Annotated in this window: 22 protein-coding genes; 10 read left to right on the forward strand and 12 right to left on the reverse strand. The window is 70.4% G+C overall.

Annotated elements, in window-relative coordinates:
- Positions 1–154 precede the first annotated feature (154 nt).
- From ACFYW5_RS26630 to ACFYW5_RS26655, 6 genes are all read right to left on the reverse strand, one after another.
- Entirely contained in the window at positions 155–1,933 is a 1,779-nt protein-coding gene (locus ACFYW5_RS26630) for a ThuA domain-containing protein (protein ID WP_389419609.1), read from the reverse strand.
- A gap of 16 nt (positions 1,934–1,949) precedes the next feature.
- Positions 1,950–4,799, reverse strand: coding sequence for a PQQ-dependent sugar dehydrogenase (locus tag ACFYW5_RS26635; RefSeq protein ID WP_389419610.1), 2,850 nt, complete (start codon positions 4,797–4,799; stop codon positions 1,950–1,952).
- 384 nt (positions 4,800–5,183) lie between these two features.
- Positions 5,184–5,870, reverse strand: coding sequence for a GAF and ANTAR domain-containing protein (locus ACFYW5_RS26640; RefSeq protein WP_389419611.1), 687 nt, complete (start codon positions 5,868–5,870; stop codon positions 5,184–5,186).
- Between the two features lie 147 nt (positions 5,871–6,017).
- On the reverse strand, positions 6,018–6,173 hold the full coding sequence (locus ACFYW5_RS26645; RefSeq protein ID WP_389419827.1) for a DUF6131 family protein: 156 nt from the start codon (positions 6,171–6,173) through the stop codon (positions 6,018–6,020).
- 102 nt (positions 6,174–6,275) lie between these two features.
- Positions 6,276–7,016, reverse strand: coding sequence for a VOC family protein (locus ACFYW5_RS26650; protein ID WP_389419612.1), 741 nt, complete (start codon positions 7,014–7,016; stop codon positions 6,276–6,278).
- Between the two features lie 9 nt (positions 7,017–7,025).
- Entirely contained in the window at positions 7,026–7,505 is a 480-nt protein-coding gene (locus tag ACFYW5_RS26655; protein WP_389419613.1) for an Lrp/AsnC family transcriptional regulator, read from the reverse strand.
- A 79-nt stretch (positions 7,506–7,584) separates the two neighbouring features.
- On the opposite strand from ACFYW5_RS26655, the gene ACFYW5_RS26660 reads away from it, so the two are divergent.
- Positions 7,585–8,661 carry a Glu/Leu/Phe/Val dehydrogenase dimerization domain-containing protein gene (locus tag ACFYW5_RS26660; protein WP_389419614.1) on the forward strand — a complete coding sequence of 359 codons (1,077 nt, stop codon included), beginning with the start codon at positions 7,585–7,587 and terminating at the stop codon, positions 8,659–8,661.
- Here ACFYW5_RS26660 and ACFYW5_RS26665 read toward each other — a convergent pair.
- Positions 8,633–9,007 (reverse strand): PaaI family thioesterase, encoded by a 375-nt coding sequence (locus ACFYW5_RS26665; protein ID WP_389419828.1) that lies wholly within the window; start codon positions 9,005–9,007, stop codon positions 8,633–8,635. The genes ACFYW5_RS26660 and ACFYW5_RS26665 overlap by 29 nt on opposite strands.
- Before the next feature lie 213 nt (positions 9,008–9,220).
- Between ACFYW5_RS26665 and ACFYW5_RS26670 the strand changes: the two genes are divergently transcribed.
- Positions 9,221–10,765 (forward strand): fused MFS/spermidine synthase, encoded by a 1,545-nt coding sequence (locus ACFYW5_RS26670; protein WP_389419615.1) that lies wholly within the window; start codon positions 9,221–9,223, stop codon positions 10,763–10,765.
- A 17-nt stretch (positions 10,766–10,782) separates the two neighbouring features.
- Here ACFYW5_RS26670 and ACFYW5_RS26675 read toward each other — a convergent pair whose 3' ends face one another.
- Complete coding sequence (locus ACFYW5_RS26675; protein ID WP_389419616.1) at positions 10,783–10,938, reverse strand: hypothetical protein; 156 nt, start codon at positions 10,936–10,938, stop codon at positions 10,783–10,785.
- 104 nt (positions 10,939–11,042) lie between these two features.
- Here ACFYW5_RS26675 and ACFYW5_RS26680 point away from each other — a divergent pair, with 104 nt between their 5' ends.
- Positions 11,043–11,576: an alpha-L-rhamnosidase C-terminal domain-containing protein gene (locus ACFYW5_RS26680; protein WP_389419617.1), complete on the forward strand. Its 534-nt coding sequence runs from the start codon at positions 11,043–11,045 to the stop codon at positions 11,574–11,576.
- Positions 11,577–11,583: 7 nt separating this feature from the next.
- Here the strand turns inward: ACFYW5_RS26680 and ACFYW5_RS26685 are convergent, their stop codons facing one another.
- The 4 genes from ACFYW5_RS26685 to ACFYW5_RS26700 form a co-directional block, all read right to left on the reverse strand.
- Entirely contained in the window at positions 11,584–12,483 is a 900-nt protein-coding gene (locus ACFYW5_RS26685) for an alpha/beta hydrolase fold domain-containing protein (protein ID WP_389419618.1), read from the reverse strand.
- Positions 12,484–12,578: 95 nt separating this feature from the next.
- Positions 12,579–13,217: a DUF1427 family protein gene (locus tag ACFYW5_RS26690; protein WP_389419619.1), complete on the reverse strand. Its 639-nt coding sequence runs from the start codon at positions 13,215–13,217 to the stop codon at positions 12,579–12,581.
- Positions 13,214–13,360, reverse strand: coding sequence for a DUF1427 family protein (locus tag ACFYW5_RS26695; protein ID WP_389419620.1), 147 nt, complete (start codon positions 13,358–13,360; stop codon positions 13,214–13,216). The genes ACFYW5_RS26690 and ACFYW5_RS26695 overlap by 4 nt, the downstream gene beginning before the upstream one ends.
- Positions 13,361–13,366: 6 nt before the next feature.
- Entirely contained in the window at positions 13,367–13,927 is a 561-nt protein-coding gene (locus ACFYW5_RS26700) for a quercetin 2,3-dioxygenase (protein WP_389419621.1), read from the reverse strand.
- 150 nt (positions 13,928–14,077) lie between these two features.
- Between ACFYW5_RS26700 and ACFYW5_RS26705 the strand changes: the two genes are divergently transcribed.
- The 7 genes from ACFYW5_RS26705 to ACFYW5_RS26735 all read left to right on the forward strand — a co-directional run bounded on the left by ACFYW5_RS26705 (position 14,078) and on the right by ACFYW5_RS26735 (position 22,207).
- Positions 14,078–14,521, forward strand: a complete 444-nt coding sequence (locus ACFYW5_RS26705; RefSeq protein WP_389419622.1) for a MarR family winged helix-turn-helix transcriptional regulator — start codon at positions 14,078–14,080, stop codon at positions 14,519–14,521.
- A gap of 191 nt (positions 14,522–14,712) precedes the next feature.
- Positions 14,713–15,858 carry a S1 family peptidase gene (locus ACFYW5_RS26710; protein ID WP_389419623.1) on the forward strand — a complete coding sequence of 382 codons (1,146 nt, stop codon included), beginning with the start codon at positions 14,713–14,715 and terminating at the stop codon, positions 15,856–15,858.
- Positions 15,859–16,114: 256 nt separating this feature from the next.
- Positions 16,115–18,511: a ricin-type beta-trefoil lectin domain protein gene (locus ACFYW5_RS26715; protein WP_389419624.1), complete on the forward strand. Its 2,397-nt coding sequence runs from the start codon at positions 16,115–16,117 to the stop codon at positions 18,509–18,511.
- A 306-nt stretch (positions 18,512–18,817) separates the two neighbouring features.
- The gene (locus ACFYW5_RS26720) at positions 18,818–19,219 is read left to right on the forward strand and encodes a hypothetical protein (RefSeq protein WP_389419625.1); all 402 of its coding nucleotides are present in this window, start codon (positions 18,818–18,820) and stop codon (positions 19,217–19,219) included.
- Positions 19,220–19,233: 14 nt separating this feature from the next.
- On the forward strand, positions 19,234–19,779 hold the full coding sequence (locus tag ACFYW5_RS26725; RefSeq protein ID WP_389419829.1) for an MOSC domain-containing protein: 546 nt from the start codon (positions 19,234–19,236) through the stop codon (positions 19,777–19,779).
- A gap of 72 nt (positions 19,780–19,851) precedes the next feature.
- Positions 19,852–20,409 carry a PadR family transcriptional regulator gene (locus ACFYW5_RS26730; protein WP_389419626.1) on the forward strand — a complete coding sequence of 186 codons (558 nt, stop codon included), beginning with the start codon at positions 19,852–19,854 and terminating at the stop codon, positions 20,407–20,409.
- A gap of 73 nt (positions 20,410–20,482) precedes the next feature.
- Positions 20,483–22,207: an acyl-CoA dehydrogenase family protein gene (locus ACFYW5_RS26735; protein WP_389419627.1), complete on the forward strand. Its 1,725-nt coding sequence runs from the start codon at positions 20,483–20,485 to the stop codon at positions 22,205–22,207.
- The last annotated feature ends 3 nt before the right edge of the window (positions 22,208–22,210 follow it).

Here is a 22,210-nt window from a genome sequence, read left to right on the forward strand (position 1 = left end):
CGGGAGCCCCGGGATGCGTCCGTTACCGATCACGGACAAACCCGGGGGAGTTCGCGGACAACCTGGCGAGCCGGGGGTGAGGGCCGGGGGAATCGGCCCTCACCCCCGGCTCGCTCAGGTCGTGAGTCGTTCAGTCACTCAGTCGGTCAGTCGTTCAGGGCAGGGTCCATTTCTGGTTGGGGCCGGTGTGGCAGGTCCACAGGTGGACGGCGGTGCCGTCGTTCCAGGTGCCGCCGGACGCGTCGAGGCACTTGCCGGACTGCGGGTTGCGGACGGTGCCGTCGGCCTGGGGCGCCCACTTCTGGGCGCCGGTGTTGTTGCAGGTCCACAACTGGATCTTCGTGCCGTCGGCGCTGCCGCCGCCGGAGACGTCCAGGCACTTGCCCAGCGCCTTGACGCTGCCGTCGCCGGCCAGCGTCCAGGTCTGCGCGTTCGAGCCGTTGCAGGTCCACAGCTGGACCTTCGTGCCGTCGGCGGTGCTGGAGTTGGCGACGTCCAGGCACTTGCCGTTGACGCCCTTCACCGCACCCGTGCGGGGACCGGGCGTGGTGCCGCCCGCCTCGTCGATCCGGATGTTCCGGAACGCGACGTCATCACCGTCGCCGTGGTTCTGGATGCCGATGTGGCCCTGCTGCAGACTGCGGGCGGGATCGGTGTTGGTGAAGTCGTTGATCTTGCGGCCGTTGAGGAAGATCTCCAGCCGCTCGCCGGTGACGCGCAGTTCGTAGGTGTTCCACTCGCCGGGCGGGTTCAGGGCGGCGTCGCGTGCCGCGATGTCGGCGGACTTGTACCCGTAGACGGCGCCGGTGGTGCGGTCGGCCGCGTCGGTGGCGTCGATCTGGATCTCGTAACCGTTGTTCACCGCCGACCAGGGGTCGTCGGAGGCGGGGAAGCCGAGGAAGATCCCGGAGTTGTCGTCGCCGGCCATCTTCCAGTCGAGCTTGAGGGAGTAGTCCCCGGTGAACTCCTTGGCGGCGTACCAGAGCATGCCCAGGCCGCCGTAGGAAGTGAGGCTGCCGTCGGCGAGGGTGAAGCCGCCGGGGCCGGCCTGCCGCCAGCCGGTCGTGGAGGAGCCGTTGAACAGGGAGGTGTAGCCGGTCTCGGGGCGGCAGTCCGCCTCCGTCATACCCGCGGCCCAGCGGATGCCGCCCAGGAGGTGCCGCCGGAACGCGGCTTCGCTGTACGACTCGTCGGTGTGGCCGCCTCCGGTGTAGAACGCCCGCCCGCCCTGGTAGTCCTTGCACCAGGCGATGGGGTGATCGCCGGACATGTTCCCGCCCGAGTAGCTGGACTCGTCGAGGGAGGCGAGCACCCGGGCCGAAGTGCGGGGATTGGAGCGGTAGTTGTACCACTCGTCGGTGCGCTGCCAGGTGCTGCCGAGGTGCGCGGTGGCGTCATGGGCCCGGTCCTCGACCTTGACGGTGGCGGACTGGATCGCCGGGTGGGAGTGGAACAGGGCGCCGGCCAGGCCCTCGTAGAAGGACCAGCCGTACTCGGTGTCGGCCGCCGCGTGGATGCCGACGTAACCGCCGCCCCCCTTGATGTACTGCTCGAAGGCGGTCTGCTGGCCGTCGCCGAGCACGTCACCGGTCGTGGAGAGGAAGACGACCGCCTTGTACTGGCCGAGGTTGCCGGTGGTGAAGGCCTGCGGGTCCTCGGTGGCGTCGACGGTGAAGTTGTTGGCCGTGCCGAGGGACCGCAGCGCCGCGATGCCGTCGTCGATCGAGGAGTGCCGGAAGCCGGCGGTCCGGGAGAACACGAGGATCTTGTACGCGGGGTCGGCCGCCGCATCGGCCGCGGGCCGGGCAGCCGCCGCCTGGCGGGTCTGGCCGGCCGGCTGGTCCGTCGGCTCGGGCATGGCTGTGGCCTGCGGTGTCAGACAGAGCGTGAGGCCGGCGAACAGGCCGAGAACGGTCTTGAGTCCGGTACGCATATCGGTCGCCTCCTTTCTACGGAAGGGTCCATTTCTGGTTGGCTCCGGTGTGGCAGGTCCACAGGTGGACGGCGGTGCCGTCGTTCCAGGTGCCGCCGGACGCGTCGAGGCACTTGGCGGACTGCGGGTTGCGGACGGTGCCGTCGGCCTGGGGCGCCCACTTCTGGGCGCCGGTGTTGTTGCAGGTCCACAGCTGGATCTTCGTGCCGTCGGCGCTGGCGCCGCCGGAGATGTCGAGGCACTTGCCCAGGGCCTTGATGGAGCCGTCGGCGGCCGGGGTCCAGGTCTGGGCGGTGGAGTTGTTGCAGGTCCACAGCTGGATCTTCGTACCGTCAGCGGTGCTGCCGCCGTCGACGTCCAGGCACTTGCCGTTGACGCCCTTGATGGCGCCCGAGCCGGTTCCGCCGCCGCCGGAGGTGGTGAAGGAGAACTCGTCGACGTCGAACAGCGAACCGGCGCCGCCCTTGAAGACCAGGTACAGCTGGGTGGAGCCGGCGGGCTGGTTGCCAAGGTCGGCGGTGACGTCCTGGAAGGTCTCCCAGCCGCCGGTCACCGGCACGGTCGCGGTGCCGAGCAGGGCACCGGTCGGCGAGCCCGCGCGCACCTCGATGGTGCCGCCCGCTCCTCCGGAGGAGACCCGGGCGGTGAAGCGGGTGGTGTTGTCCAGGGCGTAGGGCGTGAAGGAGATCCAGTCGCCGTTGTCGATGTAACCGACGGTCTTGCCGCCGTGGGCGGGAGCGTGGGAGACGACCTGGACACCGGCGGAGTCGCCGTAGTGCTCGGCCTGCCGGTGGGAGGGCTGGACGATGTGCTGGTCGTGCGTGGTCAGCGCGGGCTGGCCGTTGGCGCCCTTGTCGGTGTACTCGGCGTCGATGACGCCGAAGATGTTGGCGTTGGGGTCGTGCTCGCCGTCGGCCAGGGTCTGCAGGGTGCCGGTGCATCCGGTGGCCGAGGTCTGCGGGTGGCCGTGGCTGTCGTGGCCGACGATGAAGGAGACCTTCACCTTGGAGCAGTCGATGGTGCCGTCCTCGGGATCGGTCACCGTCACCTTGAACGGGATCGCCGCGCCGAAGTCGTGGATACGGCCGTCCGTGGGCAGGTCGATCCGAACGGTCGGGGCGGTGTTGCCGACGGTGATCTGCACGGACGCGGTGGCTGTCTTGCCGGTCGGGTCCGTGACCTTCAGGGTGGCCGTGTACTGGCCGTTGGCCGTGTAGGTGTGCGATGGATTGGCGGCCGTGGAGGTCGCGCCGTCGCCGAAGGTCCAGGCGTAGCTGAGAGCGCCGCCGTCCGGGTCCGAGCTGCCGCTGGAGGAGAAGGTGACCGCCAGCGGTGCCTTGCCGGAGGTGACGTTCGCCTTCGCCTGCGCGAGCGGGGCGAGGCCGTCGGTGACGTGCTCGATGCGGTACAGGGCGGAGTTCGCGTCGCCGTTGAAGTAGCCGGTGCCGTAGTCCAGGACGTACAGGGCGCCGTCCGGTCCGAAGGCCATGTCCATCACCTGGGTGCCGGTCCAGGGGAAGGCGTTGATGGACTGCACGGTGCCGTCACCGGCGGCCTCGACGCGCTTGATCCAGCGGCGGCCGAACTCGCCGGCGAAGTAGTCGCCGTCGTACTCCTGGGGGAACTTGACCTGGGAGGTGGAGGCGGCGTCGTAGCGGTAGACGGGGCCGCCCATCGGGGACTCGGAGCCGCCGCCGAACTCCGGTACGGATCCGCCGTTGTAGGGGATCCAGGCCGGCTGCGCCGGGGGCAGGTCGGTCAGCCCGGTGTTGCGCGGGGAGGTGTTCTTGGGGGCGGCGCAGTCGAACTTGGCGCCCGAGGTGCTCGTGGCGAAGTTGTAGTCGGTGTAGGCGTCGTTCTTGCCGGTGCAGTACGGCCAGCCGTAGTTGCCCGCCTTCGTGATCCGGTTGAACTCGACCTGTCCCTCGGGTCCCCGGCCCGCGTTCGCCGTGCCGGCGTCGGGGCCGTAGTCACCGAGGTAGACGATGCCCGTGGCCTTGTCCACGCTCATCCGGAAGGGGTTGCGGAAGCCCATCGCGTAGATCTCGGGGCGGGTCTTGGCGGTGCCGGGGGCGAAGAGGTTGCCGCTGGGTATGGCGTACGTCCCGTCGGCGTTCACCTTGATCCGCAGCACCTTGCCGCGCAGGTCGTTGGTGTTGCCCGAGGAACGCTGGGCGTCGTAGGCCGGGTTGCGGGAGGCCCGCTCGTCGATCGGGGTGTAGCCGTCCGAGGCGAACGGGTTGGTGTCGTCGCCGGTCGACAGGTAGAGGTTGCCCGCCGCGTCGAAGTCGATGTCGCCGCCGACGTGGCAGCAGATGCCGCGCGACGCCGGCACGTCCAGGATCTTCTTCTCGCTGGCCGTGTCCAGGGTGTTGTCGGTCTTCAGGACGAACCGGGACAGCCGGTTGACGCCGTCGAACGGCGCGAAGTCCGCGGCCGCTCCGTCCGAGGGTGCGTCGCCGCCCGGTGTGCTCAACTTGGGGGCGTAGTACAGGTAGATGAAGCGGTTGGAGGCGAACGCCGGGTCCACGGCGATGCCTTGCAGGCCCTCCTCGTCGTGGCTGTATACATCTACCTTGCCGGCCACGCTGGTGTTCCCGGCAGCGTCGGTGATCCGCACGGTGCCGTCGCGTGACGTGTGCAGTACCGAACGGTTCGGCAGGACGGCGAGGGTCATGGGCTCGCCCATCTCGGCCACGCCCTTGGCGAGCGTGATCTGCTGGAACTCCACGGCGGCCGCGCCGACGCCGTCGGCCGGATCGGGCGGTGCGGCGGATGCGGTTCCCGGTACGAAGCAGCCGACGGCGCACACCACCGCCAGCGCCAACGAACGGATGAGCCTGGGTCTGAGCAGTGCTGTGCGCACAGACGTCTCCCGAGGTGTGGGGATGACTGCAGGACATGGGAGTCCTGGGGAAGGGGAGAACGGCGCGCGCCGTCGCGCCGTTGAACCGGACTGCATATGCATGACCGGTTCATTTCAGTGAAGTTAGCGGCCTTCGTTCTGGCGCGTAACCCCTTTCGCGCCAGAACTCTCAGCTTTTTCCATGATCAGGACAAAGTCGGGGGTGCGGCTCGACCGCCGTGGGGGATTCGCGACAGGGGGATTCGAGATAGGGGTGCCGGTCGCGCATTGAACGCACCGTCCGAGGGGACTTGGTGCACAGGCCGGGTCAGCGGCGTATCCCTAGGGGGCTGATCTGGCTAGGCTCCTCTGGTTCTGCCCATGAGCCGGGGGAGCCGAGCGGGGTCAGGACAGACCGCCCCGTTCGCAGATCTGGCGCGCGACCTCCCGGAGCTTGACGTTCTTGGTCTGCGAGTAGCGGCGCAGGACGTCGAACGCCTGTTTCTCGGTGAGATCGTGGCTGCCCATGAGGATGCCCATGGCCTCGCCGATGGCATGGCGGGTGTCCATGGCGTGTTCCATCTGGGCCTGCGTGCGGGCGCTGGAGAAGGCGACCGCGGCGTGGGAGGCGAGCAGCCAGCCGGCGAGCTCACTGGTCTCGGTGAAGGCGCCGGGGCTGGGGGAGTAGAGGTTGAGGGCGCCGAGCTCCTCGTCCTCGGTGTAGAGCAGAAAGCCCATCATGCTGCCCACGCCGAGCTGACGGGCCTGCGGGGCGTAGGCGGGCCAACGCGGCTCGTGGGCGAAATCGCGGACCCGGAAGACGCGCTCGTCGTTCTTGGCATGGGCGGCGTCGAAGCACGGCCCCTCGCCCGCCTGCTCCTGCAGCCGGTCGCTGGCCACGACGAGCTGTTCGGTCGGCGCGAGAGTCTCGATCGTCTTGCCGTGCAGGATCAGGATGCCGGCCGCTTCGCAGCCCTCCACCAGCTCGACCGCGGAACCGCTGATCCGCTCCAGCGTGCCGGAGAGGGACTCCTGCGACAGCAGGTCACGCGCCATCGACGCCATCTGCTGTGCGAAATGCGCCCAGTCCATAGCCTCTGCTACCTCTCGCTCCGCCCCGCTCGTCCGTTCCGGGGGGCATGGGCGCAAGCTTCGCAGGACATGCCGACGCAGCCCGGGCCTTCGGTGAGGAAACACCGGCCCGAGCTGCGTCGTGACGCCGCAGAGTAGCTCCCGGCGTCACCAATAATGGCGACGTCCGGCGACCGCGTGTCCCATCGAGCCCATGATCCACAGGATCGCGCCGATCACGGTCAGGATGAGGCCGATGGTCCACAAGATCGATACACCGGTGATGAAACCGATGACGAGCAGGATGATGCCTATCAAGAGCATGGCTGCCTCCACGTGGAGTGATACTCCCTACGCGTGAACCAAAACGCCCGTCTCAAACATGTGGGCGGCCATCTGTTGCCTCAGGACAGGACGGGAACCGTCTCAGGGCAGGGCGAGAACGCAGAACTCGTGGCCTTCCGGGTCGGTGAGACACGTCCACGGGACGTCGCCCTGGCCGAGATCGAGGTCGGCCGCGCCGAGCGCCCGCAGCCGGGCCACCTCCGCCGCCCTGTCGTCGCCGGGGTACGGCAGCAGGTCCAGGTGGACGCGGTCCGGCACCGTCTTCCCCCCGGGCGTACGGAGGAATTCGAGGTACGGGCCGCCCGTCCTGGCGGAGCGCATCACCGCATGATCATCTGTCACCTCGCGCAGGTCCCAGTCCAGCGCCGCACCCCAGAACCGTGCCATGGCCCGCGGATCCGCGCAGTCCACGACCACCGCGGCGATCGGCCCGGTGTCCCGGTAGACCTCCCGGGGCTCCAGCACGCAGAACTCGTTGCCCTCCGGGTCCGCGAGGACCGTCCACGGCACCTCGCCCTGGCCCACGTCGGCCGGGGTCGCACCGAGATCCTTCAGGCGTGCCACCAGCTCCGCCTGATGGGCGGCGGAGGTGGTGGCGAGATCGAGGTGCACCCGGTTCTTCGTTCCCGTCCTGGCCTCGGGGACGGGAACGACGTCGATGCCGACGGCGACCGGGTCCGGCCAGACGAGACCTCCGGGGGGTCCCACGTACGTCGTCATGCCCGGGCTGTAGGCGCTCCAGCCGAGTGCCTCCGCCCAGAACCGGCCGACCGCCGCGTGATCAACGGCCTTGATGTTCACCATGACAGGTCGCAGCGCCATGCGGCGATCCTATGCGTCCGCCGGGGAGCCAGCGTCCGGCAGCGGGTCGAGTACGGGGTTGGTCAGGTGCTGGAAGATGATCGAGGTGCGGAAGCTGACGATCTCGCGCCGGTCGGTGAACTGGTCGAGGAGGAAGGCGTGCAGATGGTCGATGTCCGGAGCGGTGACATGGACCAGGAAGTCGTCGCTGCCGGCCATCGTGTACACGGAGACGACTTCCGGCAGCCGGGTCACCGACCGCTCGAACGCGGCGACCACATCCCGGCGCAGCGGCCGGACCTGGGTGGCGACCATCGCTTGCACGGACCGGTTCAGCGCCCGGAGGGACACCTGGGCGCGATAGCCCTCGATGATCCCGCGCTTGTGCAGGAGCCGGGTGCGCTCCAGACAGGTGGAAGGGGCTATGCCGAGCCGCTCGGCGAGGGCGCGGTTGGACTGCCGGCCATCTGCCTGCAGATGGTGCACGATCGCCGCATCAAGTTCATCCATGACTGCCTTATGCGCCAAGACGCCGAATTTCATTCGGCAGTTGGCCAACCGATCTGGGCATCGGCCTAGCTTCACAGCCATGAGCCAAGCATTCACCCATGAAGACGTGGTCATCCGGCGCGGCCGCCGCTGCGGGCTTCCGCTGATCGTGGCGGTCCACTCCCGGGCCCTGGGACCCGCGGTCGGCGGCTGCCGGCTGCGTCGCTACGACAGTTGGCAGGAGGGACTGGCCGACGCGCTGCGCCTGTCGGAGGCGATGACCTACAAGGCCGCGGTGGCCGGTCTGGACTTCGGCGGCGGCAAGAGCGTGATCGCTCTCGGCCGGGACACCGACCTCACGCCGGGACTGCGCGAGGCCGCCCTGGAGGACCTGGGCGAGCTGATCGCTTCCTTCCAGGGTTCGTATCGCACCGGTCCCGACGTCGGCACCGGCCCCGAGGACATGGTGGTCCTCAAGCGCTTCTCGCCGTACGCGTACTGCGCCCCGCAGGAGCATGGCGGCACCGGCGATTCCAGCGGCCCGACCGCGATCGGTGTGCTGGCGGCCCTGCGTTCCGGCGCACGGCATGTGTTCGGCGACGCCTCCTGCGCCGGGCGGAAGGTGGTGATCAGCGGCTTCGGCGCGGTCGGCAGCGGCATCGCCGTGGGACTGGCCGCCGAGGGCGCGCGGGTGGTCGTGTCGGACGTGGAGCCGTCCCGCAAGGCGCAGGCCCTGGCGAGCGGATACGGGTGGGTGGAGCCCGGTCAGGCCCTGTCCGCGCCGGCCGACATCCTGGTGCCCGCTGCCGTCGGCGGGGTCCTCAGCGACGTGACCGTCCCGCACATCACGGCGCGTCTGATCGTCGGCCCCGCGAACAACCAGCTGACCGAGGAGCGCGTGGCCGACGCCCTCGCCCGCCGGGGCATCGTCTGGGTGCCCGACTTCGTGGCCAGTGCCGGCGGTATCGCCTACACCCTCAGCAGGGAGTCGCAGAACCGCACCCATGAGGCCGCGCGGAAGCGGGTGGAGGGCATCGCCGACACCGTCGGCGACATCCTTGAAGCGGCGCGGTCGGCCGGGGTCACCCCCCTGATGGCGGCCCAGCGGATCGCCGAACGCCGGCTCGCCGCCGCTGGGCGTTCGGGGCTCACCGCGGGGGCCCGTCCAAGCGGATGAGGGTCTGCTGCCCGTGCGCCACGAGCTTGCGCTCCTCGTCCCGGACGCCGAAGACCTCCAGTTGGCACACGGTCAGCGTGCGGCCGGACTTCAGGACGGTGCCGACGGCCTCGAGGTGGTCGCCGAGTGCGGGCGCCAGCAGGTTGATCTTGTACTCGACGGTGAGGACGTCACTGTCCTCGGGGAACAACGTCAGACCGGCGTAGCCGCCGGCGCTGTCCGCGATGGCGCTGGTGGCTCCGGCGTGGAAGTAGCCGTGCTGCTGGGTGACTTCGGGACGGCCGGGGAGCACGATGTGGACGCGGCCGGGCGCGATCTTCGTGATCCGCGCACCGAGGTGGGCCATCAGCCCCTGACGTGCGAAGCTCTCCTGGATCCGCGCCCGTACGTCGGGGCCGGCCTCGTCGCCTTCGTGCTGGGTCAGGTCGTCCACGCGGTCTCCTCCGGTCTCCTGGGGATACCGATCATCATGGCACCGGCGCCCTTGGGCCGGTCGATCACGATTGCGAAAGCCCTCGGCTCCTCTCAACTCCTGTGGCCAGACGCGGCGCGTGGAAGGATGCCGCGTGTGACCGGATTGTCTTCGTCCCCCGTCGCCGCGCCCAACCCCCGTGACAACGGACTGGGTTCTCGTGCCGCCGCCGTGCTCGTGTTCTCCTCCTCGGCCGCGGTCCTCGTGGTCGAGATCGTCGCGCTGCGGCTGCTGGCTCCCTATCTCGGCCTGACCCTGGAGACCAGCACCATGGTCATCGGTGTCGCGCTCACCGCGATCGCCGCGGGGTCCTGGATGGGAGGGCGCCTCGCCGACCAGGTCAGTCCACGCCGGCTGATCGGCCCCTCGCTCGGGCTCTCGGGGGTCGTCGTGGCGCTGACCCCGCTCGTCCTGCGCACCACGGCGGAGTGGGCGCCGCCGCTGCTCTTCTTCATCGCGTCGCTGACCATCCTCGTGCCGGGCGCGCTGCTCGCCGCGGTGACGCCGATCGTGACCAAGCTGCGCCTGACCACCCTCGCCGAGACCGGAACGGTGGTCGGCCGGCTGTCCGGCGTCGGCACCGCCGGCGCCATCGTCGGCACCGTCCTCACCGGCTTCGTCCTCGTGTCGCGCTTCCCGGTCAGCGGCATCCTGATCGGCCTCGGGATCCTTCTGGTGGTCGGCTCGGCGCTGATCGAGTGGCGTACGCGCGGCTGGACCGGGGTTCCCGCCCTGACCCTCGTCGTCGTGGCCGGCGGCCTCGCCACCACGGTCGCGCCCGGTGGCTGCGACGCGGAGACCAGGTACCACTGCGCACATGTCGTCGATGACCCCGACAGGGCGGGCGGCCGTACCCTCGTCCTGGACGGCCTGCGGCACTCCTACGTCGACATCGACGACCCGACGTTCCTGAAGTTCACGTACGTGCGCGCCTTCGCGTCCGTGGTCGACACGGCCTTTCCCGACGACGAGCCGCTTTCCGCCTACCACTTGGGCGGCGGCGGACTCACCTTCCCCCGCTACCTCGCGGCGACGCGACCCGGGACGCGCAGCCTCGTGTCCGAGATCGACAGCGGGGTCGTGCGCATCAACCGTGAGCACCTCGGTCTGCGCTCGCACAGCGGCATCGAGGTACGGGCCGAGGACGGCAGGCTCGGCCTGCGGCGACTGGACGCCGGCAGCCGTGACCTCGTCGTCGGTGACGCCTTCGGCGGCGTGAGCGTGCCGTGGCACCTCACCACGGTGGAGGCGATGACGGACGTACGGCGGGCGCTCGACGAGGACGGGCTGTACGTCGTCAACCTCATCGACCACGGCGGGATGGACTTCGCGCGGGCCGAAGTGGCCACCCTCGGCGAGACCTTCGAGCACGTCGCCGTCGTCGGCGAACCGGCCGACATCGGCCTCGACCCGGCCGCCGCCCCCGAGGGCGGCAATCTGGTGGTGCTCGCCTCGGACCGCCCCGTCGACGTGCCCGCGACCCAGGAGGCCCTGGACGCCCGGAAAACCGGCTGGAAGATCGCCACCGGCGACGACCTCACCTCCTGGATCGGCGACGCCCGGCTCCTCACCGACGACTACGCCCCCGTCGACCAGCTCCTCCAGCCCTCCAGCCCGCAGACCAGACGGTGACGGGTGCCCCGCCACCGTCAGCGCCGACGCAGCCGCCGGGCCCGGACGGCCTCCCGCAGCAGGACCCGCGCGGTTGCCACGGCAGGAGGCCGCACACCGCCCTTGAGGACGGCGCCGCCCTTGCGGCCGATGGCCTCAAGTCGCAGCCGCTGCACGGAGATCAGCGCCCTCACGAAGGGCCGGAACTCGACCTCGACCAGGTCCGGGAGCCCTGCGCACTCCTGGAGCGCCGCGCCCGCGAGTTCCGCTTGGGAGTGGACGAGCAGCTCGACCGCCGGTGCATCGTCACCTGACCACCGGCTTCCTGAGCACCGGCCTACTGCTCCCGGTCCTCGCCGACCACGGTCATCCCGAACTCGCCTGCGCGCTGCTGCGACAGTCCACGCCGCCGTCCTGGCTCGGCATGATCGACCGGGGCGCGACGACCATCTGGGAGGACTGGCATGGCATCGACGACCGGGGCCGCCCCAAGATGTCGTACAACCACTACAGCAAGGGCGCTGTCGTCTCCTTCCTCCACCAGTACATCGCCGGAATCCGCCTGCCCACGGCCCCGGCCCCGACGGAGGCCGGGTACCGGCGCTTCCTCATCGCTCCGTACCCCGGCGGCCTCGCTTCCGCATCGGCGCGCCATGATTCCCTCCATGGGCCGATCACCAGCCGGTGGCGCATCCACGGCGACGTCTTCTCGCTGACCGTGGAGATTCCCCCCGGTACCGAGGCCGAGGTCCGCCTGCCCGGCGGGGGGTCGGCGCACGCGGGTCCGGGAACTCACACCTACGCCGTTCCCTGGCCGCCGCAGGCGAGATGAGCTGCTGTCAGGCGGGCCGCCCGAGGGTGCGTGCGCGGGCGAAGTCCGCGGAGAGGGCGAAGCACCGCTCCACCTCCTCCTCCGGCAGCCCCGCCCACGCGTGGTCGGCGCCGGGAACGGGACGGAAGTCGACGTCGGCGCCCGCCTCGCGCAGCGCCGTGGCGAGCTGCTCGCCCTGGGCGAGGGGGATGAGCACGTCGTCGGTGCCGTGCAGGATGAGGAACGGCGGGGCGTCGGCGGTGACATGGGCGACCGGGCTGGCCGCACGGGCACGGTCGGGCGCCGCGGCGACGGCCCCTCCGATCAGCAGGGCCTCGCGGGTCGTGGGATCGGCGGGATCGTAGGCGCCGGGCCGGGACTGGGCCGGCAACGTGGTCAGGTCGGTGGGCCCGTACCAGGCGATGCAGCCGCTCACCGGGGTGGTGAGGGCCAGCAGGGCGGCCAGGTGGGCTCCGGCGGATTCGCCCCAGGCCACGATTCGGGCCGTGTCCAGGCCGAGTTCGCCCGCGCGGGCGTTGAGCCATCCCACGGCTGCGGTGACGTCCTCCAGCTGAGCGGGGTAGAGGGCCTCGCCGGAGAGTCGGTAGTCGAGGCTGGCGACGGCGAACCCGGCTTGGGCGAGACGGGCGAAGGGGCCCGGGCGCCAGTGGCGGAAGCGCGGTCCCATGTCCGCGCGGGTACCCGTCCGCCAGCCGCCGCCGTGGAGGTAGACGATGACGGGCACCGGCCCCTGCGGCTCGTCGGGCACCCACAGGTCGAGTTCCAGGGGGCGGATGCCCGCCGGGGCCGCATAGACGGCGCCGCGCAGCAGCCGTACGCCCGGCGCGGGATGCGCGGCGGGCGGCAGCGGCAGTCGGTCGGGCACGAGCGGGGCGAGCAGGGCGGCGAGCTCGGACGACAGGGGCATGGGGCCTCTCTCCGGACGAGAACGGGCGGCGGACGCGGGCGGAGCCCAGGAAGCGGCGGACGGCGCGGTCGGCGCGGTCGGCGCAGACCCGCAGGTCAATGCCGCGAGGACGGCAGGCAGGCGCAGGGGGGAGGCGGCGCCTGATCGGTTGTGGTGGGGGTGAGTTGCTGCGGGTGGGGTGTGTGCGGGGTGGGGGGAGGCTGCTGCGGGTGGGGTGTGTGCGGGGGCGGCGGGGGTCCCTCGGGGAGGGGTGTGCACGGGGCGGCGGGAAGCTGCTCCCAGTGGGCTGTGCACGGGGTGGCGGGAAGCTGCTCCCGGTGGGCTGTGTGCTGGGCGGCGGAAAGCTGCTCCTGGGCGGGCGGTCGCTGGCCTGGCGGGGGTTGCTCCTGGGCGGGCGGTCGCAGACCCGGCGAGGACTCCTTCAGGCCGGGCGGTCGCAGACCCGGCGAGGGCTCCTCCAGACCCGGCGGTCGCAGCGCCGGCGAGGGCCGCTCCACGTCGGCCGTCTCCGGGCCCGGAAGAGCCGCACGACGGCGGGCCACCCGCGCCCCGAGCGCTGTGGCCGCACGCTCCCCGAGGCCGATGCCCAGCAGACCCGTGAGCCCGAGCAGGGCCGGAGCGGGGGCGGTGATGCCGAAGGCCCGGTAGAGGGCGCCGATCGCCAGCCCCGTGGCGAAGGAGACCGCGATACGGCGGCCGAAGGCGGCAGCCCGGGTCCGCCGTCCGACCGTCACAGCTTCTCCAGGAGGCTCTGCCCGAGCAGGATGCCGAGCAGGCCGGCCAGGGCGACGGGTGGGGGAGCGGGGGCTTTCACACGCAGGGCCGCGTACAGGGCGCCGACCACCGCCCCGGCCAGCAGCGCTTGTCCGTACGCCACCGTCGGTCAGTTCCCCGTGCGCCACTGGTGGTCGGGCAGGAACCGCACGTCGTACTGGCGCGGGACCGTACCGAACTTGTGCGGCTCGGGCACGAACGGCCTTTCCGGCAGGCCGAGTTCCTCGGTGGGAGTGCCGAGGTTCTCGAAGAACCGCTCGAAGGTCCCGCCCGGGCCCGCGGCGACGCCGACGATCCGGCTGTGGTGGCGCTCGATGCGGTAGGCGTGCGGGCAGTTCTTGGGGACGAATCCGAAGTCGCCCGCCGTGAGGAGCTTCTCGCACTGCTCGCCCTCAAGGTCCTCGACGAAGAGCCGGACGGCGCCGTCGGTGACGTAGAAGACCTCGTGGGTGTCGGCGTGGGAGTGGGCCGGGATGAGGTCGCCCTTGGGGCCTTCGACGGTGAAGAAGTTGAAGGTGTTCTCGGTCTGCTCGCCGCCGGCGTAGACGGTGACGAGGTCGGTGAACAGGTGGGCGCGGTCGCCCATGCCCTTCTCGATGAAGTAGGGCTTGCCCGGCTCGGCGGGGATGCGTGAGCGGGAGCGGTAGCGGGTGGCGAACTCCATGGTCATGAAAGACCTCCGGCACAAGGAAGCAATTAATGTCAGGCTACCTGACATACGGGTTTCGCGGGACCCCGAGTGACACGGTCCCTCGTCCTGGGCCAGGGCGATCGACGTGCTGTCGCTATGCTCGGATTCCCGTACCGCCCCCGAGGAGCCATGACCACGCCCGCGCCGAACCTGCCCCAGCTGCTCACCGAGGCCAAGCGGTGGTTCGACGACGCGTTGCTGGCCAGCATGGAGGCCGCGGGGGAGCAGCCGGTGACCGTGGCCCAGGCCGCCGTCTTCGCCACCCTGGACGAGCGGGGCACCACGATCTCCGAACTCGCCCGCCGGATCGGCGTCACCCGGCAGACCGTCCACCAGGCCGTGCACGGCCTGATCGGCATGGGGCTGCTGGAGCAGGTCCCCGACCCCGCCTCGGCCCGCAGCCGCCTGATCCGCCCCACGGTGGAAGGTGCCCGGGTCCATCACAGAGCGCAGGGCGCGCTCGCCGTGATCGAAGGCGTCCTCGCCGAACGTATCGGCGCGCCGGCCGTGAGCGCGCTGCGCCAGGCGCTGACCGCCTCCTGGGGGGAGCCACCCCTGGTGCGGGCTCCCTGATCGTCGGGGTGCCGGACGGCGGCGGGCCGCCCGGCGCTGTTTTCACTTCCTCCCATCTCAACTCGTACTAGGTATGGACCAGTTGCCGATGTCGGCGTAACCTCCCGGCTAGCGTTGAGAGCGCTCTCACCGTCCGCGCGCCTGCTGTCCTCAGCCGGCGTCCCCCACAGCGAACGGAAGGAAGCACCCCCATGCGTCATACGCGATCACGCGCTGCCGCCGCTCTGCTGCTCGCCATCGGAGCCGCGGCCGCCTCCCTCTCGCCCATCGCGCAGGCCGCACCCGGTCCTCGCTCGGGCGCTCCCGAGATGTCGCCGGGCCTCGTGCAGGCGATGCAGCGGGACCTGAACCTCACGAAGTCCGAGGCGGAGGACCGCCTTTCGGCGGAGCGGCACGCGGCAGCCGTGGACCGGCGCGTCAGGAGCGTCGCCGGAAGCGCCTACGCGGGCAGCTGGTTCGACGCGCGCACCGGCAGACTGACGGTCGCCGCCACCGATCCGTCCCTGGCCGGGGAAGTGCGGGCCGCGGGCGCCGAGTTCCGCCGGGCCGACTACTCCGAGGCCCGGCTGGACGCCACGAAGAAGCAGCTCGACAAGGCCGAAGCGCCCCGGGGCGTCGCCGCTTGGCGAGTGGACCCCAAGGTCAACCGCGTAGTGGTGGACGTCGTCACATCACAGCGCTCTGATAACGATGTCAGGGACTTCGTGGCCAAGGCGCTCGACGCGGGCCCTGTCCAGATCCGTGAAGTGAACGCGGCTCCCCGCACGTTCGCCGCCGGAACCGTCGGCGGCGATCCCTACTACACGGGCAACGTCCGCTGTTCCATAGGCTTCTCGGTCCATGGCGGCTTCGTCACCGCCGGTCACTGCGGGCGGGCCGGCGCCGCGGTCAGTGGCTGGGACCGCACCCACATCGGCACCTTCCAGGGCTCGTCGTTCCCGGGCGACGACTACGCCTGGGTGAGCGTGGGCAGCGGCTGGTGGACCGTGCCCGTGGTGCTGGGCTGGGGCACGGTGCCCGACCAGCTGGTGCGCGGCTCGAACGAGGCTCCCGTCGGCGCGTCGATCTGCCGCTCCGGCTCCACCACGCGCTGGCACTGCGGGACGGTCCTGGCGAAGAACGAGACGGTGAACTACAGCCAGGGCGCCGTCCACCAGCTCACCAAGACCAGCGTGTGCGCCGAACCCGGGGACTCCGGAGGCTCGTTCATCTCCGGCGACCAGGCTCAGGGCGTCACCTCCGGCGGGTGGGGCAACTGCTCCGGCGGCGGCCAGACCTGGTTCCAGCCGGTCAACGAGATCCTGAACCGCTACGGACTGCGCCTGCACACGGCGTAGACCGGCGGGGTCCGCGTACGCGGCCCGGCGGTGACACACCGTCGGGCCGGCCGCCACCCCTTCTTTGACCTGATGATGGACAAAGTATGGACGACCCCGGCGGAAGTCCCTACTGTGTCGGACGCGGCGGCGGACTGCACGTGAGTCACCGCCCGTATCCCCTCCGTATCCAGGGCGACGGCGCGCCCTGGCAGCGGTGGATCTTCCCTTCACTTCGCACGGGCCGCTCTGATCGAGGGGTCCGTCAGGAGGTCTCGTGTATCCACGGCTGTTCCTCCGGCGCCGCAGATCCTGGGTCGGCGCCCTCATCACCTCGTTACTGCTCGGCACTCTGGCGACGTTGCCGGCCGAGTCGGCCGAACGTGCGCCCGCCGATCTGCCCCCACAGGATCCCGGCGTCACCCTGCGCGTCTTCGACGTACAGGTGGCCCTGAACGGCATCTGCACCCTGAAGGCGGGGCAAACCCCCAACATCGACAAGCGCATGTCCGTCATCGACTGGTCCACGGCCGCGGACTTCGGGCTGGAGTCCAGGTTCGTCACGCACGTGATCGGCAATCTGCACGCCCCCGCCAACGGCACCTACACGTTCCGGCTCACCAGCGACGACGGTTCGCGTCTGTGGATCGACGACCAGTTGGTCATCAACCACGACGGGCTGCACGGAGCCGAACCCAAGGACGCCACCGTGCAGTTGACGCAGGGCGCGCATGCCCTGCGCATCGAGCACTTCGAGCGCGACGGCGGCCAGCAGCTCACCCTGGCCTGGCAGCCGCCGGGCGCCTCCGGCTTCAGCGTCGTCCCGAACTCCGCCCTCAGCACCGACGCCGGCGTCGTACGCGTCACGGCGCCAGGACCCAAGCAGTGCGAGGGCAGCGCGGACACCCCCGGCGACGGACTGCCACTGGCCGGCGTGCACCCGAACTACACGCTCACCAACCTGCGGCCCAGCGGGTTCGAACCACAGGTCTCGGCGATGGACTGGCTCCCCGACGGCCGGCTGGCCGTGGCGACCTGGGGCGGCAGCAACAACACCACCGGCGAGGTCTATCTCCTCAGCAACGTCACCGGCGACACCGGTCCGCAGAAGGTGACGGCGAAGAAGGTGGCTCAGGGCCTCAAGGAACCGATGGGCATCGCCTACGTCGACGGCAAGCTCTACGTCTCGCAGAAACACGAACTGACGGAGCTGAACGACACCAACGGAGACGACGTCACCGACCAGTACCGCAAGGTCGCGAGCTGGCCCTTCGGTGGCAACTTCCACGAATTCGCCTTCGGGCTGCTGCACCGCGACGGCTTCTTCTACCTGAACCTGTCGGTCTCCATCAACTACGGCGGCGCCACGACCGATCCGCAGCCGGCACCGAACCGCGGCACCGCCATCAAGGTGAACAAGGCCACCGGCGAGGTGTCCTACATCGCCGGCGGACTGCGCACCCCCAACGGCATCGGGTTCGGCCCCGAGGGCGAACTGTTCGCCACCGACAACCAGGGCGGCTGGCTGCCCTCGTCCAAGCTGGTGCACATCAAGCAGGGCCGGTTCTTCAACCACCACACCAACCCCGACGGCCCGTTCGACTCCCAGCCGGTGACCAAGCCGGTGCTGTGGCTCCCGCAAGGCGAGATAGCCAACTCGCCCAGCACACCACTGCTGTTGAAGGACGGCCCCTTCGCCGGGCAGATGCTGTTCGGGGACGTGACCTACGGCGGTATCCAGCGCGGCTACCTGGAGAAGGTGGGCGGCGAGTACCAGGGCGCGGTGTTCCGCCTCACCCAAGGACTCGAGGCCGGCGTCACCAGGATCAGCGTCGGTCCGGACGGCGCGCTCTACGCCGGCGGCCTGGGCGCGGGCGGCAACTGGGGCCAGGAAGGCAAACTCGCCTACGGCCTGCAGAAGTTGACGCCCAACGGCACCAACGCCTTCGACATCCGCGCGATGCGGGCCGTCCCCGGCGGTTTCGCCCTGGAGTACACCCAGCCGGTGTCGCAGGAGACCGCGGCCGGCCTGGCGGGACGCTACAAGATCAAGCAGTGGCGTTACGTCCCGACGGCCGACTACGGCGGCCCCAAGGTCGACGAGGAGACGCTCACCGCCCAGTCGGCGACGCTCTCCGCCGACCGCAAGACGGTCACCCTCACCATCCCCGGGCTCAAGGCGGACCGGGTCGTCCACGTGCGTTCCCCCCGCCCCTTCAGCTCCACCAGCGGTGAGGCACTGTGGAGCACCGAGGCGTGGTACACCCTCAACCAGCTGCCCGGCGCGGCGACCGGAACCGGCGAGGTGAAGGGCGTCAACGGCAAGTGCCTGGACGTGGCCCAGTCGAACACGGCCGACGGCACCCAGATCCAGCTGTGGACCTGCAACTCCTCCGGAGCCCAGCGCTGGACGCTGTCCGGCGACAAGACGGTCCGGGCACTGAGCAAGTGCCTCGACGTCTCCGGCGGCAACACCGCCGACGGTACGAAGATCCAGCTGTGGACGTGCAACGGTTCCGGAGCCCAGGTCTGGGAGCCCCAGGCGGACGGCACCGTCCGCAATCCCCAGTCGGGCAAGTGCCTCGACGCGTCCGGCGGCACCTGGAACGACGGCACCCCGGTCCACCTGTGGACCTGTCACACCGGTGCCAACCAGAAGTGGACCCTGCCCTGATCCGGTAAGGGTTCCCGAGGCACCGGCCTCGGCGGTGGGCGCCGCCCCGACCCAGCACCCGGCGCCCACCGCTCCGGCACCGTGTCCGGGACGAAGATCCGTACAACTCGGCGACCACGTCGGGGGTCTGTCCCGCAACCGGACCATGATCCGGCCCCTCGTCGCTGGGAGAACCATGTGCAAGCCCTACGCGGCCCTCGTCACCGTCGGTCCACTGGTCGCCCTGGCCGCCGTGGCGCCCGCCGCCCACGCCGACACGACCGTGGGGGACACCCGCGTCACGTCCGTCACCGTCGGCAAGACGAGGTGGTCGGCCCCGACGGGCTGGTCATCCGTCCCGCCCGCAACGAGTGCACCGCGCAGAGTGCGACCACCGTGCAGTGCGTCTACACCTTCCCGCTTTCGCCGGACGGCACGGACGTGCAGGACCTGCGGAACAGCTCGGCGGGTGCCTGGCGCTTCAGGGCCAAGGCCGTGGCCGAGGACGAAGACTCCCACCACCTGTCACCGGGCGCACCGCTCGGCGTCGAGCGGCACACCAAGCTGGAGAGCGCCCAGGCCACGCCCGAGCCGGTCGACAAGGGCGGCAAGCCCACCGCTGCGCACCATGGTCACCGCGAACACCACCGGCACCTGGCGCCGGCGGTTCACCGCCAACCCGGTCGCGACGGGTGCGACGTCGCAGGGCGACCGGGTGGAGGTGCGTAAGGTTGGACGGCGTGATGACGGGCCGGGTCGCCGCGGTGAGCCGTAACGAGGTGTACCGGTTCAGCAAGCCCAATCGCGATTCCATCACGCTGCTCACGGGCCTCGGCGTGGAGGGCGACGTGCACGCGGGCGAGACGATCCGGCACCAGTTCCGCATGACCTACGAGCCGGACCTGCCCAATCTGCGCCAAGTGCACCTGATGCACGAGGAACTCTTCGAGGAACTCGCGCTCAAGGGCTTCGAGGTCACCGCGGGCCGGCTCGGCGAAAACATCACCACGCGCGGGGTGGACCTGTTGGGCCTGCCCACCGGCGCCCTGCTCCGTCTCGGGGAGCAGGCGGTGATCGAGGTGACGGGACTGCGCAACCCGTGCTCGAAGATCAACGCCTTCCGCAAGGGCCTGCTCGCCGAGGTCTTCACCATCGACCCCGACTCCGGCGAGTTCACCTTCAAGTCCGGCGTCATGGCGGTGGTCCGCCGCGGGGGGATCGTCCGCCCCAACGACTCCATCGAGATCGAACTCCCACCCCTTCCCCACCGCCCGCTGGTACGGGTCTAGCACCTGCCTGGTGAGCCGGGTCTCACCGCCGGACCGTTGCTATGCAACGAAGTGCATAGCAAGATCGTACGCATGGCGCTCGAGCACGCGATCCTCGTTTCCCTGCTGGAGAAGCCGGGCTCCGGCTATGAGCTGGCCCGGCGCTTCGAGCGGTCCATCGGATACTTCTGGACCGCCACCCACCAGCAGATCTACCGCGTGCTCAAGCGCATGGAGAGCGACGGCTGGATCGACGTCCGGGACGTCCCGCAGTACGGGCGTCCCGACAAGAAGGAGTACTCCGTCGCCGGGCCCGGACGGGCCGCGCTCTCCGCGTGGCTCAGCGAACCGACCGAGCCCGAGAGCGTGCGGCACGACCTGGCGGTGAAAGTCCGGGGCGCCGCCTTCGACGATCCGGCCGCCCTGATCAGCGAGGTCGAGCGGCACCGGCAGGCGCACACGGACCGCCTCGCCCACTACCTCGCGGGCGAGAACCGCGACTTCGGACCACCCCCCGCGGACGGCCCGCTCGACGCCGAACGGGAACTCCAGCACGTCGTGCTGCGCGGCGGCATCGCCTACGAACGCATGATGATCGCCTGGCTCGACGACGTCCTCGCCACCCTCGCCCGCTTCGACGCCGGCCGCTGACGGCCGAGCGGACCCACCCCGGGACCCGTGCCCGGAACCACCCCTCACCCTCCCAGCCGAAAGGCGGCAACCCATGGCCGACGCGCTGCTCTTCAACCCGCGGACCTACGACCCCGCGCACTTCGACCCGGAGACCCGCAGGCTGTTGCGCGCCACCGTCGACTGGTTCGAGGAGCGGGGCAAGCGCCGGCTGATCGAGGACTACCGCACCCGCGCCTGGCTCGGTGACTTCCTCGCCTTCGCCGCCAAGGAAGGGCTCTTCGCCACCTTCCTCACCCCCGCCTCGGCCGCCGCGCAGGACGAGGCCGGCAAGCGCTGGGACACCGCCCGCATCGCCGCCCTCAACGAGATACTCGGCTTCTACGGCCTCGACTACTGGTACGCCTGGCAGGTCACCATCCTCGGTCTCGGCCCCGTCTGGCAGAGCGACAACCCCGCCGCCCGTGCCCGCGCCGCCGAACTGCTGTCCCAGGGCGAGGTGTTCGCCTTCGGCCTGTCCGAGAAGACCCACGGCGCCGACATCTACTCCACCGACATGCTCCTGGAGCCCGACGGCAACGGCGGCTTCCGGGCCACCGGCTCCAAGTACTACATCGGCAACGGCAACGCCGCCGGGCTCGTCTCCGTCTTCGGCCGCCGCACCGACGTCGAGGGCCCCGACGGCTACGTCTTCTTCGCCGCCGACAGCCGCCACCCGGCGTACCACCTGGTCAAGAACGTCGTCGACTCCTCGAAGTACGTCAGCGAGTTCCGCCTGGAGGACTACCCCGTAGCCCCCGAAGACGTCCTGCACACCGGCCGCGCCGCCTTCGACGCCGCCCTGAACACCGTCAACGTCGGCAAGTTCAACCTGTGCACCGCCTCGATCGGCATCTGCGAGCACGCGATGTACGAGGCCGTCACCCACGCGCACAACCGCATCCTCTACGGCCGCCCCGTCACCGCCTTCCCGCACGTGCGGCGCGAGTTGACCGACGCGTACGTGCGGCTCGTCGGCATGAAGCTGTTCAGCGACCGCGCCGTCGACTACTTCCGCACCGCGGGCCCCGACGACCGCCGCTACCTCCTGTTCAACCCGATGACGAAGATGAAGGTGACCACCGAGGGCGAGAAGGTCATCGACCTGATGTGGGACGTGATCGCCGCCAAGGGCTTCGAGAAGGACAACTACTTCGCCCAGGCCGCCGTCGAGATCCGCGGCCTGCCGAAGCTGGAGGGCACCGTCCACGTCAACCTGGCGCTGATCCTCAAGTTCATGCGCAACCACCTCCTCGACCCGGTCGCCTACGAGCCCGTCCCGACCCGCCTCGACGCCGCCGACGACGCGTTCCTCTTCCGGCAGGGCCCGGCCCGCGGTCTCGGCTCGGTGCGCTTCCACGACTGGCGGCCGGCCTTCGACGCCTACGCCCACCTGCCCAACATCGCCCGGTTCCGCGAACAGGCCGACGCGCTCTGCGAGTTCGTGCGCACGGCCGCCCCCGACGAGGCGCAGAGCCGGGATCTCGACCTGCTCCTCGCCGTCGGGCAGCTCTTCGCACTCGTCGTCCACGGCCAACTGGTCCTGGAGCAGGCAGCCTTGACGAGCCTCGACGAGGACGTCCTCGACGAACTGTTCGCCGTCCTCGTACGGGACTTCTCCGCCCACGCCGTCGAACTCCACGGCAAGGACTCCGCGACCGAGGACCAGCAGAGCTGGGCACTGGGCGCGGTCCGCCGCCCGGTCGTCGACGGGACGCGCTCGGAGCGGGTGTGGCAGCGTGTGGAGGCGCTGTCGGGGGCGTACGAGATGAAGTCCTGAGGC

Source organism: Streptomyces sp. NPDC002779, from assembly GCF_042888685.1.
In the GTDB taxonomy this organism is placed as follows: Bacteria; Actinomycetota; Actinomycetes; order Streptomycetales; family Streptomycetaceae; genus Streptomyces.